The following is a 16,151-nucleotide window of genomic DNA, read 5'->3' on the forward strand; positions in this document are numbered from 1 at the left end:
CTATGAATCGTAACAAAATAATAGAACTTGCCTCAAAAGAATTTAAAAATTGTGTTAGTATTTATATTCCTACTCACCAAAAAGGACACGAAGTAAAAGAAGGACACGACAAAATTAATCTAAAAAATCAAATTAAAGAAGCTGAACAAAAACTTGTTCGAAAAGGACTTTTAGAAAACGAAATTAAAGAGCTTTTAAAACCTGTTTACAATCTTTTAGAAGATAGCAATTTTTGGTCAAATCAAAAGCAAGGATTAGGTATTTTTGTGGGAGATAATTTTTTCAAAACTATTTCCATTCCTTATGAAGTAGAAGCTCATGCTGTCGTAAATGGGCGCATGCATGTAAAGGAGCTTATGAAAGAAATGGAAGATAATAATAAAATGTATTATATCTTGCGTCTTTCTCAACACAAACCTGCTGCTTTTATGGTTTCCAATGGACGTATTTCGCCTATTGTTTGTGATATGCCACAGGATATTAGTGAAGTTACTAAGTTTTATGAAGTCGAAAAAGAGGTGCAAGGTCGTCCTTATACAGGAAATGCAACTCACGCAAATGCACCAATAGAAGACCGAGAAAAAGAGTTTGTTTTGGAGTTTTTTAGAAAAATAGATGATGCCATTCGCCCAGCTATTAATACAGGTGGAAGTTATGTTCCTTTGGTTTTGGTAGGTGATGAACGTATGCATGCTATTTATGAAGAAGCTAATACATATCCAAATTTGATTGCACATCAGTTTACCAAAAACTTTGATAATCATTCAGAAAAAGAAATTTTTGATGCTGTCAATCCTACTATTTCACTTCGTTTTTCAGAAGATAGAAATAAGAAAATGGAACAATATAATTCTAAAACAAAACCAACCGTTTCAGAAATTGCTGATGTGGTAGAAGCAGCCTATGAAGGTCGTGTAGATACGCTTTTTGTGGGAAAAGGACACCGTTGGGGAGAATTTGATAAAGAAAACTACAAAGTCAGAACCAATCAAGGTAGTGAATGTCTTTATAATGAAGCTGCTTTTTATACACTCAAAAATGGAGGAAAAGTCTTTGTAGATGATGCCGAAAAAGTAATGGGGGGACAAAAAGAAATTGCAGCTCTTTTAAGAAACTAATTTTTTCTCAAAAATAAGATAAACCATATTACCAAACATTTTTCAAATAATAGGTCAGTCCCAAACAGTAGACCATCTACTGAAGCTAAAAGTAAAAAAAAATGACTAACAAATAGTCTGTTCTATGAGACTGACCTACTGAAATTATTAAAAAAGTCTAGTAGTATGAAGGTTTAGATATATTATGATATGAGTCAGACAGTCTTTAGATTGTCTGATTTTTTGCTTGTTAGATTATTAGTTGCAATTTTTTTAAACAGTTTAAAAACTCACATAGTTCTAACTTTTGCTTTATTGTGCTAGTTTTCAAAATAAATCTCAGTATAAAAATCAATCACTAATAGTATTTAAATCATGAACTCATCAAACTCTTCTCTCACACAAAAATTCAATGATTATTTATCAGATTCACTGTCAGAAAAAGACAAAATTGCTTTTGAAGAAAAACTAGAAAAAGATAAAGAACTAGCAGAATCTTTCAAAAAACATAAGCAAATTTTGGAAGGAATGACAGGTGCTAGACGTGCTTATTTTCAACTTTATAGAGATATTGAAGGCGAACAACCTTTCTCAAAACCCAACCAAAGAATTGCACCTTGGTATGTTTGGATGCTTATACTTTTAGTTTTGGGAATGGCAGCTTGGGCAGTTTTTAAATTATTCTAAATAAACTAAATTCCGTTAAAAATACTGTATTATTCAAATTTCAAATAAGACTTTTTTATATTGTAACAGAATAAAAATCAAAACGTATCACAGACTTCCTAGTCTGTGTGAATAAATGCTATGAGAATAATAGATACTGACAAATGGAGTGAAATAATTGATACACTTTTTAGGCATAAACTTCGAACTTCACTAACTGCTTTGGGCGTTGGTTGGGGGATTTTTATGCTTGTTTTGCTTTTGGGAGCAGGAAAAGGACTGCAAAATGGCGTAGAACATAATTTTAGAGATGACGCTGTAAATAGTTTATGGCTTTATGATGGACAAACTTCAATAGCTTATAAAGGAATGCCTGTTGGTCGTCAGATCCAATTCAAAAATCAAGATTATGATGCCTTAGCAAATATAGATGGAATAGAATATAAAACAGGAAGATTTTATTTGAGAGGAGATTTTATTACAAGATATAAAGACAAAAGTTCATCTTATAATACTCGTTGTGTCCATCCAGACCACAAATATCTAGAAAATACATTGATGGATAATGGTCGTTTTATTAATCAAACTGATTTAGATAAAAAAAGGAAAGTAGTTGTTATTGGAAAATTAGTTGCTGAAGAACTGTTTAAAGAATTTAAAGACAACGAAAAAATTCCAATAGGAAAGTGGATTAGTATTGGAGATATTCCTTTTCAAGTAGTAGGAGTTTTTTCTGATAATGGGAATGAAAGAGAGATGCAATATATGTATTTACCCATCACAACTGCACAACTTGCTTTCAATGGAAAAGATAAAATTAATCAATTAATGATTACAGTAGGCAATGCTTCTGTGGAAGAATCGAATGCGATTGGAAAAGCAATTCAAAAAGATTTTGCAGCTCGTCATAAATTTTCACCTGAGGATGATAGAGCTGTTAGAGTACGCAATAATGTAGAAGAGTTTGAAAAATTTCAGATGCTTTTTCTGTTTATTCGTGGTTTTGTTTGGGTAGTTAGTCTAATGACTATTTTGGCAGGAATTATTGGAGTAAGTAATATTATGCTCATCATTGTAAAAGAACGCACAAAAGAAATTGGAGTAAGAAAAGCTCTTGGTGCAACACCTTATTCTATTGTTAGTTTGATTGTAAGTGAAGCAATTGTAATTACTTCAGTAGCTGGATTTTTTGGACTTACTTTAGGAGTTGCTGCTATTATGGGAATGAAAATGCTTGTAGGAGATGGAGGAGGAGATGATTCTTTTTTCAGAAATCCAGAAGTAGATTTATATGTAGTTTTGGTAGCTATCGGATTGCTTGTAATTTCAGGAGCTTTAGCTGGTTTTTTTCCTGCTTATAAAGCTGCCAAAATTGCACCTATTGTAGCTTTGAGAGCAGATTAATACAAAGTCAGAAGTATGAGTTAGATTTAAGAAGTAATACAAAATAAGAAATCACATTTACCTCTGACTTCTTAACTTTATTAAAGTCTTATTCCTAAAAGAGTGATATCATCTCTTTGTTCAACATATTGTTGATGTCTATTGAGTTCTTCTTTCAAAAACTCTCCTTGTTTATCCATTGTTTGTGGAGCTATTTGTTCTAGCCAAGTAAGTAGTTGCATTGTTCCTATTTTCTTTTGACGTGGAGAAGCCTGATCAACATATCCATCAGTAGTAAAATAAAGTGTATCACCTTCATTAAGCCAAATTTCTTCTTGCTCAAATGGTTTGTCATTTTTACTTCTTCCTCCGATCGTTTTTCTAGTTCCTTTCAGTTGATGTAATACATCTTCACTTACATAATAAAGAGGACGTTTTGCACCTGCAAAAACTACTTTGTAGCGATTTATTTCTTCCAAATGCTCAATAGAACACAGACATACATCCATTCCATCGTCATTATTATAAATGTCTTGTTTTAAGGCTTTTTTGATTCCGATATGAAGGTTATCTAAAATTTCTGATGGTTCTTGGGTTTTGGAAAGAATTTGATTGAGTTGCATAGTTCCGATAAGTGACATAAATGCCCCTGGTACGCCATGTCCTGTACAATCAATTACGCCAACAAACGTTTTGTTTTCGTATTCTTCTACCCAAAAGAAATCTCCTGAAACAAAGTCTTTTGGTTTATAAAGTAAAAAATGTTCTTTAAAAATACGCTTAAAACGACGCTCTCCAGGTAAAATTACACCTTGAATATCTCTTGCATAACGCAATGAATCTGTAATTTGTAAATTCTTTCTATCAATCTCATCTTTAGCTAATTGAATAGTCTGATAGGCATCATAATTCGAAAGTGCAATCGTAATATAGGCTGCCAAACTCTCCAAAATACGGTAATGATTACGAGAATACGCATTTTTGAGTGGACTTTGTACCGTAATTACACCTAATAATTTTTCTTCTTGAATCAAAGGATAATAGATAATAGAATTTCGTTCTTCTACCAAAACACCACGAGCTTTTTCTTCTAAATATTGAGAATACTCTTCATCAAAATCAGTAATAAAGACAGGTTTTTTATTTCTTGCACACCACGTAGAAAGTCGGTCATCATTAATAGGAGTTTCTCTATACGGAACCATTTCGCCTTCTTTATAGAAATGACTAAAACCTATCATTTCACGTTCTGCATTATAGGTTCCGATGCCAAAAACAGTAGCATCCATCATTTCATCGACATGTTTATAAACTGTATTTATAATCACTCCAATATCTAAAGAAGCTGTAATATCTCGTCCAATATCACTCAAAAGATTAATATCTTGATAGGCTTTTCGGAGTTCTCCTTGCTGTCCTTTGAGATTATCATTTGCCTTTTCAATTTGTTCTTTTTGTCGTGTAACCTCTTCTTGTTGTGTAACGAGTTCCATATTTATTTTGGTAATTTCTCGTGTACGTTCGGCTACTTCTTTTTCTAACTTTGTCTTTTGCTCTTCTATCAAAGCTCGGTTTTCTTCGTTTCGGCGTTCTATCTCTGTACGAAGGTAATTTACTCGGTCAGCCAATCCTAAAGAAACAAATAAACCCAAAAGAATATCAGCTACTTGAGAAGCATGCATGGTAAAATAACTTCTAGGAATAAACTCTAATTGAGCTAAAGCAAAAATCAAAATGCCTCCAAAATAAACAACATTAGCAGCTAGTAAGAAAGATGCAGGACGATGTTTGAATTTTATTACCACTCCTATATTAATAACCAAAGCAATCGTAATAGTAAATACAAGTAAAAATACCATCCATTGCATTTTGTATAAATCTACAAAAGTGAGTGCAAATATGACTAAACAAAGACCAGCGATACCAATAAAAAACTTATCCCAAAAAGGAGCTACCTTCTTTAGATTTAGGAAACTTCTAAAAAATAAGGTATAAAAAAACCAAAGAAGAGCTGTAATAGGAACAGTCAATAACCAGTTTAGAGTAGGGTTATTAGGAATAAAAAACTCTATCAAATACTCTTCAAAAATCATGTTGAGGATGGCTGCCATAAATAACAAACCAACATAATACAAATAACGCTTATCATTAAAAAGAAAAGAAACAAACAAACTATTTAGAGCCAAAAGTACCATTGCTCCTAAATAAAAGCCTTGATAATAACGACGTTCTTTCGAAAGTTCAATACCACGAGCCAAATCCTCTATGGTTAGATGTTCTAATGTATTGAGAAGCTGTTTGTTTTGTTTGGCAAATGTTGTACGATGTTCTATACGAAGAAAAAAAGTTTTGGACTCGAATCTATCCAAAGTAACCACAAAACAAGCCGAACGATCAATTTTTATATTTCTACTATGATGAGGAAAAATAATTCCATCCTCACTTCGTATATAACTAATGCCATTGGTAGTAGGTGTATAAAGATAAGCTACTTCTGCATCTTTTGCTTTTAGAAGATATAGTTTACGAGAAGCAAATGTATTTTTTAATGTAAAACGAACCCAGTAAATATCAATATCATCTCCATAAACAGGCTTTACATCTTTATAAAGTCTAAAGTCTTTTACTTTGTCAGTTCTGCTTACGTCATCTATGGTATATGTCCCTTCTGAGTCTGGAAGAACAAATACATCTTCGCCTAACGGATAAACTTTAGTCGAATCATTCAAATCAAAAACCTGTGCTTGAACTGAAAAGGATAACAAAAAACTACCTAAAAAAAGTAAGCAAAAGCAAAAAACCTTCAAAAATGAAGTATTTTTGAAGTTAAAATTGAATGAAGAATAATTTTTTCTAAAAAAATGATTTGGCAAAATGAGTGTATTTAGCCTTAAAAATGATAAATAAAACAATATAAAAAATATACTTATTTGAAAAGAACTATCAAAATAGAAGTTTTTAAGGTAACAAAACTACTTCTTATAAAATAGTTCTTTTGGATTTTTCTTATTGTAAACCTAGCCAAAAGATACTAACTTTTTTGATTTATTACCAAACTTATTTTCAAGTTTAGCAGAATCATATAGTTTAGTTATGGTTTATAAATTTACAAAAAATGCTCTTTTTAAATTGAATATCTTAAATTTAAGGAAAAATTAGATCATTTTCTATTATTTTTTTGTATTAATTTCGCTATTTCTACCAACGACTACTTTATTTCTATGAATGAGAGTTTGGGTATTTTCAATAAGACATAAAGTAACTATTTTGATTAGCATTAAAAATGCTTTTAATGATTCTTTTTTAAAGAAAAATGAGTATATTGCTTTTATTTTTAGCAAAAAAATTCTTTTAGTTCTATTCAATCAATAACATAATGAAAAATATTTTTGAAAAAACTGTTATGGATGAAACTATTCATCGTATAGAAAAATTAACACCCTCCACTCAACCTCTTTGGGGGACAATGAGTATCGAAAAAATGCTTGCTCATTGTAATGTAACGTATGAAATGGTATATGAAGAAGGCAAATACCCCAAACCAAATGCTTTCTTGAGGTTTATTTTAAAAACATTTGTAAAAAATAAAGTTGTAGGCGAAACCCCTTTTAGTAAAAATGGGCAAACTGCACCTCAATTCATTATAAAAGATGAGCGTACTTTCGAAATAGAAAAAAAACGATTGATTGAACATATTCAAAAAACACAAGAATTAGGGGAAGGTTATTTTGATAACAAAGAATCACACTCTTTTGGGAAACTTTCTAAAACAGAATGGAATAATATGTTCTACAAACATTTAGACCATCACTTGTCGCAATTTGGTGTATAATTAAACCATCAGAAGAATTAGAAATCTAATCTTACTATTTTATTAAACACAAAACTATAAAGAATTAAATCTAATAAAGTATGAATAAAAATAGCTTTTGGGTAATTACTGCATAATACTGTTTTTTGTATGAGTAAATTTCATAATATTAGTAATACAATCTTCTTTCAACGATCTTCTGTGTTTTGTTTTCCAAAATAGTAATATAAACATAGCCAATAGCAAAAAGATGACTTATTCCATATAAATAAAGTATTGCTAAATTATTTAGAAATGAAAAAACAGGAATACGAAGCAGCAAAAAACCTATTATTCCAATAATTACATAACCCAAAATAGCAAACGTATAGTTTTTACGAAGTTTGTGGGCTTCATCAGAGTAATCTCCTAAAATCAAATGTAAAACATTCATGACAGGATTTAGAAAAGCCAAAATTCCTAAAGCTAAAATGGGAAAGAAAAAAGAAAAAGCAAAGCCTTCTAAAGAATCAATTTGAGAAGCCAGAAAAGTCATTCCATAACCTCCAAAAAGAATTACTAAAAAAGTAATCTGAATGGCTAAGTCAATACGGAGCAAAGGTTTTTTATAGGGAGAAATCATCATTGAAATCAGTTTTGAGATAAAATTAAAATTGCTTTATGGTTATAGAACGAAGATAAGAAATAGAGGTTTCATTTCTTTCAAAAAAAAATGAAAGTTTGTGAAAATCCTTATTTTTTCTGTCTTTTTCGTAGATTGATTCTATAAATTAGTACTTTTGAATGTAAAATTTGGGCTAATTTTATTTTCCTCTTAATTAAGAGAAATTCTTCTTTAGGAACAGAAATTAATTAAACTACTATATATACCATAAGTCGTTCGTAGTCAGTAATTTATATTCGTAATTTTTAATTTTTAATTGAATCCTTACTCATTTTGGAAAAAGATTTTGTAGTATTTATTCAGAAACATCAAGGTATCATACACAAAGTATGTCGCATGTACTGCGATTCTGAAGATGATAGGCAAGATTTATTTCAAGAAGTTTTGTTTCAGCTTTGGAAGTCGTACCCCAAATTTAGAGGAGATTCCAAAATTTCTACTTGGATGTATCGGATTGCACTCAATACAGCTATTGCTCGTCTTCGCAAAACCAAACGTAAGCCTTCTGAGTTTTCTATTTCCGATTCTACACTTCAATTTCCAGATACACCTCCCGATACCGAAAAAGAAGAACAGCTCAAAAATCTTCAATTAGCTATTCAGAAACTCTCCAAGGTAGAAAAGGGAATTATTATGCTCTATTTGGAAGAAAAAAGTTATGATGAAATTGCTGAAATTATCGGAATTACCAAAACGAATGTAGGTGTAAAAATCAATCGTATCAAAAAGAAACTAAAAGAAACAATGGAAAAAATTCCTCAATAAAATAGGGAATAAAAATAATACAATAAAAAATATTTTTCAGAGAAAATATAAAATAAGCAGCATAAAAAATGGATATAGACAATTTAAAATCTACTTGGCAGGCTCTCCAAACACAATCCGAACCTGTGTTTGAGAATGACCAAATTCGTAAACTTTTACAAGGAAAGGCAAAAGATTCTATTTCTAAAATCAAACGTAGTATTTGGATTGAGAGCAGTCTAACACTTGTGATAGGTGTCGTTTTTATACTCAACAAACATTGGTTTTATTCGCCTTTTATTATCCCTTATTTACTATTTGTATTGAGTCTTTGTTTGGGGTGGTACACTTTCCAATATTATAAAATTAGAAAAATAAATTTACAAGATAATCTAAAAAAAACCTTAGAACATCTTATCAAAACACTTGATTTGTACCTAAAAGTATATTTATATGGTTCGCTTGCATTAGGACTTTTTGCCAGTATTCTTCCTTTATTTTGGACAAATGTAACTTTAGATAGTCTTACACTTACCAAAATGTTACTCATTGTAGCAGGTGCAGTAATTTTTATTCCTACTTATTATTTTGTAACAAAGTGGTATATCAAGAACCTGTATGGAAACTATGTTAATGAGCTAAAGGAAGAGTTAAAAGAACTTGAGGGTTTAGAAGAATAAAGAGATTTATTTATCACCTTTCCATGGGTTAAATTATTGGAGACACTAGCGATAACAAAAAGAGCTATTATTGATGTTACCAACAAAAGAACGATTTTGAGCAATTCCAAAAAAAATAAAAACTAAAATAGAGAAGCAAAAAACTTTTTTCATAGCCGTTAGATTTATTATATTGCTAATTATATCTTCAAGATAAAAGAACTAAAACATTTAAAAAAAGCATAATGGCAAAAATGAATAAAAAAAGTCGTGAGTTTCTCTTCAATTACCTTAATAATTCTTCTCCAACAGGTTATGAACAAAGTGGTCAGCAAATTTGGTTAGATTATATCAAGCCTTATACAGATTCTTATTTTACGGATACGTACGGAAGTGCTGTCGCTGTTGTTAATCCAAAAGCAAAATATAAAGTAGTCATTGAAGCACATGCCGACGAAATTGCTTGGACTGTTCATTATATTACAGAGGAAGGTTATATTTATGTCAAACAAAATGGAGGTTCGGATGCAGTTATTGCACCTTCAAAGCGTGTAAATATTTATACAGATAAAGGCATTGTAAAAGGTGTTTTTGGTTGGCCTGCGATTCATGTACGTGAACGTGGAAAAGCTGATACACTTCCAGAAGTTGATAATATTTTCTTAGATGTAGGAGCAACAACTAAGAAAGAAGTCGAAGAACTAGGAATACATGTCGGTTGTGTAGCTACTTTTGAAGATGAGCTAATGGAATTGAATGATAATTTTTGGACAGGAAGAGCATTAGATAATCGTATTGGTGGTTTTATGATTGCAGAAGTGGCACGTCAAATCCATAAAAATAAAGATAAACTAGATTTTGGTTTGTATATCGTAAATGCTGTGCAAGAAGAAGTGGGTTTGAATGGCGCAACAATGATTTCTCGTACTATTGAGGCAGATGTAGCGATTGTTACCGATGTTTGTCATGATACAGCTTCTCCAATGTATAATAAAATCAAACAAAGTGATGTGCGTTGTGGACGTGGTGCGTGTCTTACGTATGGTCCTGCTGTTCAGAACAATCTTTTAAAGCATATTATTAAAGCTGCTGATAAAAATAAAATTCCATTTCAGCGTATGGCTTCTGGGCGTTCGACAGGAACAGATACTGATGCTTTTGCATATTCAGGAAAAGGAACGGCTTCTGCTCTTATTTCTATTCCACTAAAATATATGCACACAACAGTAGAAACAGCTTCTAAAAAAGATGTAGAGGCAGTTATCGAACTTATTTATCAGAGTGTAATTAGCCTTAAAGCAGGAACAGATTTTAGGTATATTAAGTAAATGATACTTGACTGGTTCAGATATTATAACTGAACCAGTTTTATTTTTTAAAATCTTTATAGAAAAGAATTGGAATTAGGCTTATTTTTTGCATTTTTATCTACTTGATAATTACTGATAATCAAGTAATTAGTAAATCTTGCCTTATTATAATCATATCTTGAATAAATTATAACAAGGACTACCATTTACATACAAAATACTACTAAGCCAATAACAACACATGAAATTCAATTTTACTTTACTTTTTTTCTCTTTACTTTGTATTTTTGGTCTTTCTAGTTCCATATCAAAAGACCCAATTCCTGTAAATCGTTGGGCTTTATTTCAGAAAGAAAATGGAGTAGAGTTTTATATTCAGCATAGAAGTTCGATGTATGATACTCGTTATAATACTCTAGTACGTCTTCGAAATACAAATACGTATGAAGTAAAAGTAAGTTTTACACCTTCTTTTAGATGTGAAGGAGAAAGTAAAATGCAGTTACAGGGAAGAATACAAACAGCCATTTATCCACGTCATTCGGTTACACTTTTGGCTTATCGTCCTTGTCAAGGAAAAATTCCTGAAAAAATAAGTTTTAATTCGCTAGATGTCAGACAACGATAATTTTATGAAAGAAAAATCTCAACTCACTCAAAAACAAACAATAGGAAAAAAAGGTGAAGAGTTAGCACTGATTTTTTTGATAAAAAAAGGATTTGAAAAATTAGAAACCAATTTTAGAGCAGGAAAAGGAAGTAATGGCGAAATTGATATTATAGCAAAAAAAGAAAACGTCATTCATTTTATAGAAGTAAAGACAAGAAAAAATGATGATTTTGGAAACCCAGAACAATTTGTAAGCGAAGCACAAGCCTCAAAAATCTCCCAAACAGCCGAGCTTTTTTTAGAGAAATACGAAGAAGCATTAAATCAAGAATTTAAAGGATTTATTCAGTTTGATATTATTTCAATTCTCTTTGAAAAGGATATTTTGAAAGAAATTTTGCATTTAGAAGATGCTTTTTAGTGAAATTTAAACCCCAAGAGTCTCCAAGACCCCTAGAGTTTTTGTAAAATAGTTGTACTTTTACACTCTCTATTCATAAAACCATTCTCTGCCTTTGTTGGTGTTTTAGCATAGCGACACCAACAAAAACACTTCTATAAATCAATGTCAAAAAACGACGAATCAAATTACCAAAATTCTCTAAAAACATATCTTCAAGAAACCAAAAACACAAATCCAATAGGCATTTTTGATAGTGGAATTGGTGGACTTACGGTTGCGTATGCTGTAAAAGAACTTTTGCCACACGAAAAAATTATCTATTTTGGAGATACGGCACATTTGCCTTACGGAGAAAAATCTACGGCAGCTTTACAGTCGTATTCTATCAAAGCCGTTGATTTTCTTTTGAAACACCATTGTAAAGTGATTTTATTTGCTTGTAATTCGGCTTCTTCAGCAGCTTTCGAACTTATAAAAGAATATACAGCCACAAAAGCAAAGGTAATTGATGTTATTCAGCCTGTTATAAATTATGTAGCAACTAATTTTGAAGGAAAAAATATTGGTCTTATCGGCACTCGCCAAACGATAAACTCAAATGCCTATCTTCAAAAAATAGATAAAACAAATAAAAATATTAATCTTTCGTCACTTGCTACGCCTCTTTTGGCTTCTATGATTGAAGAAGGTTTTTTTAATAATACGATTAGTAAATCGGTTATTTCTGAATATTTATCTGACGAATCTTTACAAAATATTGAAGGTTTGATTTTGGGTTGTACGCATTATCCTCTTATCAAAAAAGATATTGATTTATTTTTTAAAGAAAATTTTACGCATAAAGTAGAAATTATTGATGGTTCTTTTATTGTTGCTGAAGAAGTTCGTATCTTTTTAGAACAAAATAATTTATTAAATCCTTATTCTACAAAAGAAGATATTTTTTATGTTTCTGACCTTACCAAATCATTCGAAGAAACAACAAAGATATTTTTTAGAAAAAAAGTGGAATTGGAGTTGTATAAACTTTGGGAGTAGGTTTTACAGTTATCAGTAAACAGTTACCAGTCATCAGTTGAATACAAATTTCCTTATGAAAAATATCATTTTACTTTTCTTTATTTTGGCTTTTACTTCTTGTGCTACTTTTAAAACTGATTCTTTGTCAGAAAATAGACAGGTTTTATCAAAAAATGATTTAAAAAAGTTTGAAGGAACTTTTGGAGGTGTGAGTAAAGATACTTTATCAATAGGTTTACATTATTTAGTAAATGAAAATTCTCCTAACAAAGAGCGTTTTGCAGAAAGATATAAAGTAGATTTGAAATTGATTGACAAAAATCATCTGCAAATGGAATTGTATAGAGATACAACTCGTATAAAATCAAAAATTTTGAAATTCAAAGTAAGAAGAGATTATTTGTTTATCAAGAAATTTGTAGAAGTCAACACATATATTTTTGCAACTGGAACTAGAGTAACTAATACTAGAATTTGCTTATCAAAAAATGGAAATTTGATAGCTGATATGGCTGAATTACAAATAGCATTTTTATTGATTGCTCCATTTGTTGATAGAAAAACAGAATATTACGGATTAGAATTTGAAAGAATTGAATAAAGACGAAATAGTGAAATTCACTTATCACTAATAATTAATCACTAAAAATGAAAAGACTACTTTTTTCCTCCGATTTATTAGACCTTACAGTAAGCCGTCTTTGTGAGCAGCTTATCGAAAATTATTCAGATTTTTCGCATACAGTTCTTTTGGGAATCCAGCCACGAGGGACACTTTTTGCAGAGCGCATTCATAAGCGTTTGGAAACTCGTTTGAATAAAAAAATTCCTTTTGGAAAGTTAGATGTTACTTTTTATAGAGATGATTTTAGAAGAAGAAACGAACCTCTAAAAGCAAATATGACTGATGTTCCGTTTGTGATAGAAAATAAAAAAGTCATTTTGATAGATGATGTTCTCTATACTGGGCGTACAATAAGTGCAGCAATAAGTGCGATGGCAGCTTTTGGAAGACCTAAAAAAGTAGATTTGTTGGTTTTGATTGACCGAAAATACACACGAGATTTGCCGATTGCTCCCAATTATATTGGGAAAAGTGTAAATACAATTTTGTCTGAACATATAGAAGTAGAATGGACACAAGAAGGAGCAAAAGAAGATAAAATTTGGCTTATTTCTTAAAAAGAAGAGAATCAATATGACTTAAATATAGTAGAAATTTTGATATATCATTTTCAAAACAGAAAAAATACTCCTCTATATCTTTTGCAAGCAGCATTCAATGATAGAGGAGTTAGGAACAAACTCAATTTTTAAGATAAGAAATATGATTTAGCCCATAGAATAAAAAAAACGCTCTTCTGTAATTTTTCCATTTTCTACTTTATAGACTGCCAACTCTTCATCTTTTACTCTTCCTCTATCTTTAAAAGTAGCATCAAAAGCCATTGTACAAGAAAAATGACTTCCTGCTACAATCGGTTCAGAAACTTCTGCAAAGTGCATTTCTTCCAAATTATTTGCCCATTCTTGTCCTTTTTTTCCAATGGCTTCCATTCCTTGTACTTTGTTGTTGGGCAACATTTCAGGTTCGATACTGAAAGCATTTTGATGATATAATTCTTTTTGAGCTTGGTCATAATTTCCTTCTCGGCAAAGCTCTACTAAACGATTTGCAATTTCTTGTGTTGTCATGATTGAAATGATTTTTAATAAATTAATTTATGATAGATAGTAGCTGGTAGAAACTGATGACAAGATAAAAAAAATAGAATTAAAAAGCTAACAAAAATAGCAATGCTAATAAATTTAACACTTTGATTTTATTTTTTATCAAAACTCTTTTTAATCATTCAATAAAAATGAGGCATTTTTTGTAACTTGCAGACTACTCAAGTACTGTATTTTTCAACATACCAGTAGTTTTTTCAATACAACATTTATACAATAAAAGCATATTTATATGACACTCAAAGAAGTTTATTTAGTTTCGATAGTTCGTACTCCAATTGGTAGCTTTAATGGTTCTTTGGCAGCCGTTGCAGCCACTCAACTTGGTGCAACAGCAATAAAAGGAGCATTACAAAAAGTTAATCTTGACCCAAAAGAAGTACAAGAAGTGTATATGGGCAATGTGATTTCAGCAAATTTAGGACAAGCACCTGCTCGTCAGGCTGCTGTTTTGGCTGGTCTTCCTTATTCTGTACAATGTACTACTGTCAATAAAGTATGTGCTTCGGGTATGAAAGCGATGATGTTTGCTGCTCAAAGTATTATGTTAGGGCATTCTGATGTAGTTGTTGCTGGAGGAATGGAAAGTATGTCAAATATTCCTTTTTATTTAGATAAAGCTCGTTTTGGTGGTTATGGCTACGGACACGGAACGCTTATCGACGGACTTATGCGTGATGGTTTGGCCGATGCGTATGATAATTCTGCTATGGGTGTAAGTGCTGATAAAACGGCAGAAAAATATAACTTTACTCGTGAAGCACAAGATGCTTATGCTATTGAATCTTATACTCGCTCAAAAAATGCAACAGAATCAGGTAAGTTTAAAGATGAAATTGTAGCCGTAGAAATTCCACAACGAAAAGGCGACCCTGTTGTGGTAAGTGAAGATGAAGAATACAAAAAAGTAAAATTTGACAAAATCCCTACACTTAGAGCTGTTTTTAGTCCAAACGGAACAGTTACGGCAGCAAATGCTTCTACAATTAATGATGGTGCTTCGGCTGCAATACTTATGAGTGGTGAAAAAGTAAAAGAATTAGGACTTACTCCAATCGCTCGTATTGTAGATTTTGCAGATGCAGAACAAGAACCACAATGGTTTACAACTGCACCAACAATCGCAGCTCCAAAAGCTCTAAAACGTGCAGGTCTTACAAAGAATGACATTGACTTTTTCGAAGTAAATGAAGCATTTTCGGCTGTTACGATGGCATTTAATAAAGAATTAGATATTGACCCTAAGATTGTAAACGTAAATGGTGGTGCAGTTTCTTTAGGACACCCACTCGGCTGTTCGGGAGCAAGAATTGTAACTACTCTTTCTAATGTTTTGAGTCAGAATAATGGAAAATACGGTTTGGCTGCTATCTGTAATGGTGGTGGTGGTGCTTCGGCAATCATTATTGAAAACTTGAAAAAGTAACTAGAGAATAAATAGGAACTGGGAGATGGGAATTAGGAAATAGATAATTAACTAATCTTCAATTCTTAACTCCCAGTTTCCAATTCCTAATCCCTAATTCCCAATCCCCCAAAAATTATGTCAAGAATTGTATTTACAGAAAATGCTCCTGCTCCTATTGGTCCTTATAGTCAAGCTGTTTGGAATGGAAATACGCTTTTTGTTTCTGGACAAATTGCAATGGATGCAAAAAGTGGCAAAATAACAGGACAAAATGGAGAAAGCATAGAAGAAGAAACTCATAAAGTAATGCACAACATGAAACAGATTTTAGAAGCTGCTGGGCTTTCATTTTCGGATGTTGTCAAATGTGGAATTTTTGTAAAAGACATGAATGATTTTCAAGCTATTAATACAGCGTATGGCGAATATTTTAAAGAAAATCCTCCTGCAAGAGAAACCGTTGAAGTATCTCGTTTGCCAAAAGATGTGCGTGTAGAAATTTCTTGTGTGGCTGCAAAGGAATAATTTTTGTAATTTTGCTCTTATTTTTAAACCCTAAGGTTCTTTAAGATTCTTAGGGTCTAAACAAAGTCTAAATACTTCCTATCCTTTTATTAAAACTAATTCTTTCTAAATTTAGTTAGT

General features: G+C 31.3%; 17 protein-coding genes. 14 read left to right on the forward strand and 3 right to left on the reverse strand.

The features are described 5' to 3' along the window. Positions 1-2: 2 nt before the first annotated feature. The 3 genes from ACE193_RS14655 (at position 3) to ACE193_RS14665 (ending at position 3,167) form a co-directional block, all read left to right on the forward strand. Positions 3-1,118 carry a hypothetical protein gene (locus tag ACE193_RS14655; protein WP_375558969.1) on the forward strand — a complete coding sequence of 372 codons (1,116 nt, stop codon included), beginning with the start codon at positions 3-5 and terminating at the stop codon, positions 1,116-1,118. Between the two features lie 354 nt (positions 1,119-1,472). Next, positions 1,473-1,784 (forward strand): hypothetical protein, encoded by a 312-nt coding sequence (locus tag ACE193_RS14660; RefSeq protein ID WP_375558970.1) that lies wholly within the window; start codon positions 1,473-1,475, stop codon positions 1,782-1,784. Between the two features lie 120 nt (positions 1,785-1,904). Beyond that, positions 1,905-3,167 carry an ABC transporter permease gene (locus tag ACE193_RS14665; protein ID WP_375558971.1) on the forward strand — a complete coding sequence of 421 codons (1,263 nt, stop codon included), beginning with the start codon at positions 1,905-1,907 and terminating at the stop codon, positions 3,165-3,167. A gap of 80 nt (positions 3,168-3,247) precedes the next feature. Here ACE193_RS14665 and ACE193_RS14670 read toward each other — a convergent pair whose 3' ends face one another. After that, positions 3,248-5,911 carry a 7TM diverse intracellular signaling domain-containing protein gene (locus ACE193_RS14670; protein ID WP_375558972.1) on the reverse strand — a complete coding sequence of 888 codons (2,664 nt, stop codon included), beginning with the start codon at positions 5,909-5,911 and terminating at the stop codon, positions 3,248-3,250. 611 nt (positions 5,912-6,522) lie between these two features. On the opposite strand from ACE193_RS14670, the gene ACE193_RS14675 reads away from it, so the two are divergent. Further along, on the forward strand, positions 6,523-6,978 hold the full coding sequence (locus ACE193_RS14675; RefSeq protein ID WP_375558973.1) for a DUF1569 domain-containing protein: 456 nt from the start codon (positions 6,523-6,525) through the stop codon (positions 6,976-6,978). Between the two features lie 148 nt (positions 6,979-7,126). Here the strand turns inward: ACE193_RS14675 and ACE193_RS14680 are convergent, their stop codons facing one another. Further along, positions 7,127-7,582, reverse strand: a complete 456-nt coding sequence (locus tag ACE193_RS14680) for a hypothetical protein (protein ID WP_375558974.1) — start codon at positions 7,580-7,582, stop codon at positions 7,127-7,129. 312 nt (positions 7,583-7,894) lie between these two features. Between ACE193_RS14680 and ACE193_RS14685 the strand changes: the two genes are divergently transcribed. The 8 genes from ACE193_RS14685 to pyrR all read left to right on the forward strand — a co-directional run bounded on the left by ACE193_RS14685 (position 7,895) and on the right by pyrR (position 13,549). After that, complete coding sequence (locus tag ACE193_RS14685) at positions 7,895-8,386, forward strand: RNA polymerase sigma factor (protein ID WP_375558975.1); 492 nt, start codon at positions 7,895-7,897, stop codon at positions 8,384-8,386. 68 nt (positions 8,387-8,454) lie between these two features. Further along, positions 8,455-9,045, forward strand: a complete 591-nt coding sequence (locus tag ACE193_RS14690) for a hypothetical protein (RefSeq protein ID WP_375558976.1) — start codon at positions 8,455-8,457, stop codon at positions 9,043-9,045. Between the two features lie 224 nt (positions 9,046-9,269). Next, positions 9,270-10,352, forward strand: a complete 1,083-nt coding sequence (locus ACE193_RS14695; RefSeq protein ID WP_375558977.1) for a M42 family peptidase — start codon at positions 9,270-9,272, stop codon at positions 10,350-10,352. Positions 10,353-10,575: 223 nt separating this feature from the next. Beyond that, positions 10,576-10,962, forward strand: coding sequence for a hypothetical protein (locus ACE193_RS14700; protein WP_375558978.1), 387 nt, complete (start codon positions 10,576-10,578; stop codon positions 10,960-10,962). Between the two features lie 4 nt (positions 10,963-10,966). Continuing rightward, on the forward strand, positions 10,967-11,365 hold the full coding sequence (locus ACE193_RS14705) for a YraN family protein (RefSeq protein ID WP_375558979.1): 399 nt from the start codon (positions 10,967-10,969) through the stop codon (positions 11,363-11,365). 144 nt (positions 11,366-11,509) lie between these two features. Then, positions 11,510-12,385, forward strand: a complete 876-nt coding sequence (gene murI / locus ACE193_RS14710) for a glutamate racemase (protein WP_375558980.1) — start codon at positions 11,510-11,512, stop codon at positions 12,383-12,385. Positions 12,386-12,440: 55 nt separating this feature from the next. Beyond that, the gene (locus ACE193_RS14715) at positions 12,441-12,968 is read left to right on the forward strand and encodes a hypothetical protein (RefSeq protein ID WP_375558981.1); all 528 of its coding nucleotides are present in this window, start codon (positions 12,441-12,443) and stop codon (positions 12,966-12,968) included. A gap of 47 nt (positions 12,969-13,015) precedes the next feature. Next, positions 13,016-13,549, forward strand: a complete 534-nt coding sequence (pyrR, locus tag ACE193_RS14720; protein WP_375558982.1) for a bifunctional pyr operon transcriptional regulator/uracil phosphoribosyltransferase PyrR — start codon at positions 13,016-13,018, stop codon at positions 13,547-13,549. Positions 13,550-13,699: 150 nt separating this feature from the next. On the opposite strand, the gene ACE193_RS14725 is transcribed toward pyrR, so the two are convergent. Beyond that, positions 13,700-14,062 carry a SnoaL-like domain-containing protein gene (locus ACE193_RS14725; RefSeq protein WP_375558983.1) on the reverse strand — a complete coding sequence of 121 codons (363 nt, stop codon included), beginning with the start codon at positions 14,060-14,062 and terminating at the stop codon, positions 13,700-13,702. A gap of 268 nt (positions 14,063-14,330) precedes the next feature. On the opposite strand from ACE193_RS14725, the gene ACE193_RS14730 reads away from it, so the two are divergent. Together ACE193_RS14730 and ACE193_RS14735 are read left to right on the forward strand one after the other, a co-directional pair. Then, complete coding sequence (locus ACE193_RS14730; RefSeq protein ID WP_375558984.1) at positions 14,331-15,524, forward strand: acetyl-CoA C-acyltransferase; 1,194 nt, start codon at positions 14,331-14,333, stop codon at positions 15,522-15,524. A 117-nt stretch (positions 15,525-15,641) separates the two neighbouring features. Beyond that, positions 15,642-16,031, forward strand: coding sequence for a RidA family protein (locus tag ACE193_RS14735; protein ID WP_375558985.1), 390 nt, complete (start codon positions 15,642-15,644; stop codon positions 16,029-16,031). Positions 16,032-16,151 lie beyond the last annotated feature (120 nt).

Origin of the sequence: Bernardetia aquimarina (assembly GCF_042180575.1) — a bacterium.
GTDB lineage: Bacteria > Bacteroidota > Bacteroidia > Cytophagales > Bernardetiaceae > Bernardetia.

Bases quoted from the DNA above. Each gene is read 5' to 3' on its own strand.
- ACE193_RS14655 (WP_375558969.1), top strand. From the start codon at position 3: ATGAATCGTAACAAAATAATAGAACTTGCCTCAAAAGAATTTAAAAAT.
- ACE193_RS14660 (WP_375558970.1), top strand. From the start codon at position 1,473: ATGAACTCATCAAACTCTTCTCTCACACAAAAATTCAATGATTATTTA.
- ACE193_RS14665 (WP_375558971.1), top strand. From the start codon at position 1,905: ATGAGAATAATAGATACTGACAAATGGAGTGAAATAATTGATACACTT.
- ACE193_RS14675 (WP_375558973.1), top strand. From the start codon at position 6,523: ATGAAAAATATTTTTGAAAAAACTGTTATGGATGAAACTATTCATCGT.
- ACE193_RS14680 (WP_375558974.1), bottom strand. From the start codon at position 7,582: ATGATGATTTCTCCCTATAAAAAACCTTTGCTCCGTATTGACTTAGCC.
- ACE193_RS14690 (WP_375558976.1), top strand. From the start codon at position 8,455: ATGGATATAGACAATTTAAAATCTACTTGGCAGGCTCTCCAAACACAA.
- ACE193_RS14695 (WP_375558977.1), top strand. From the start codon at position 9,270: ATGGCAAAAATGAATAAAAAAAGTCGTGAGTTTCTCTTCAATTACCTT.
- ACE193_RS14700 (WP_375558978.1), top strand. From the start codon at position 10,576: ATGAAATTCAATTTTACTTTACTTTTTTTCTCTTTACTTTGTATTTTT.
- ACE193_RS14705 (WP_375558979.1), top strand. From the start codon at position 10,967: ATGAAAGAAAAATCTCAACTCACTCAAAAACAAACAATAGGAAAAAAA.
- murI (WP_375558980.1), top strand. From the start codon at position 11,510: ATGTCAAAAAACGACGAATCAAATTACCAAAATTCTCTAAAAACATAT.
- ACE193_RS14715 (WP_375558981.1), top strand. From the start codon at position 12,441: ATGAAAAATATCATTTTACTTTTCTTTATTTTGGCTTTTACTTCTTGT.
- pyrR (WP_375558982.1), top strand. From the start codon at position 13,016: ATGAAAAGACTACTTTTTTCCTCCGATTTATTAGACCTTACAGTAAGC.
- ACE193_RS14725 (WP_375558983.1), bottom strand. From the start codon at position 14,062: ATGACAACACAAGAAATTGCAAATCGTTTAGTAGAGCTTTGCCGAGAA.
- ACE193_RS14730 (WP_375558984.1), top strand. From the start codon at position 14,331: ATGACACTCAAAGAAGTTTATTTAGTTTCGATAGTTCGTACTCCAATT.
- ACE193_RS14735 (WP_375558985.1), top strand. From the start codon at position 15,642: ATGTCAAGAATTGTATTTACAGAAAATGCTCCTGCTCCTATTGGTCCT.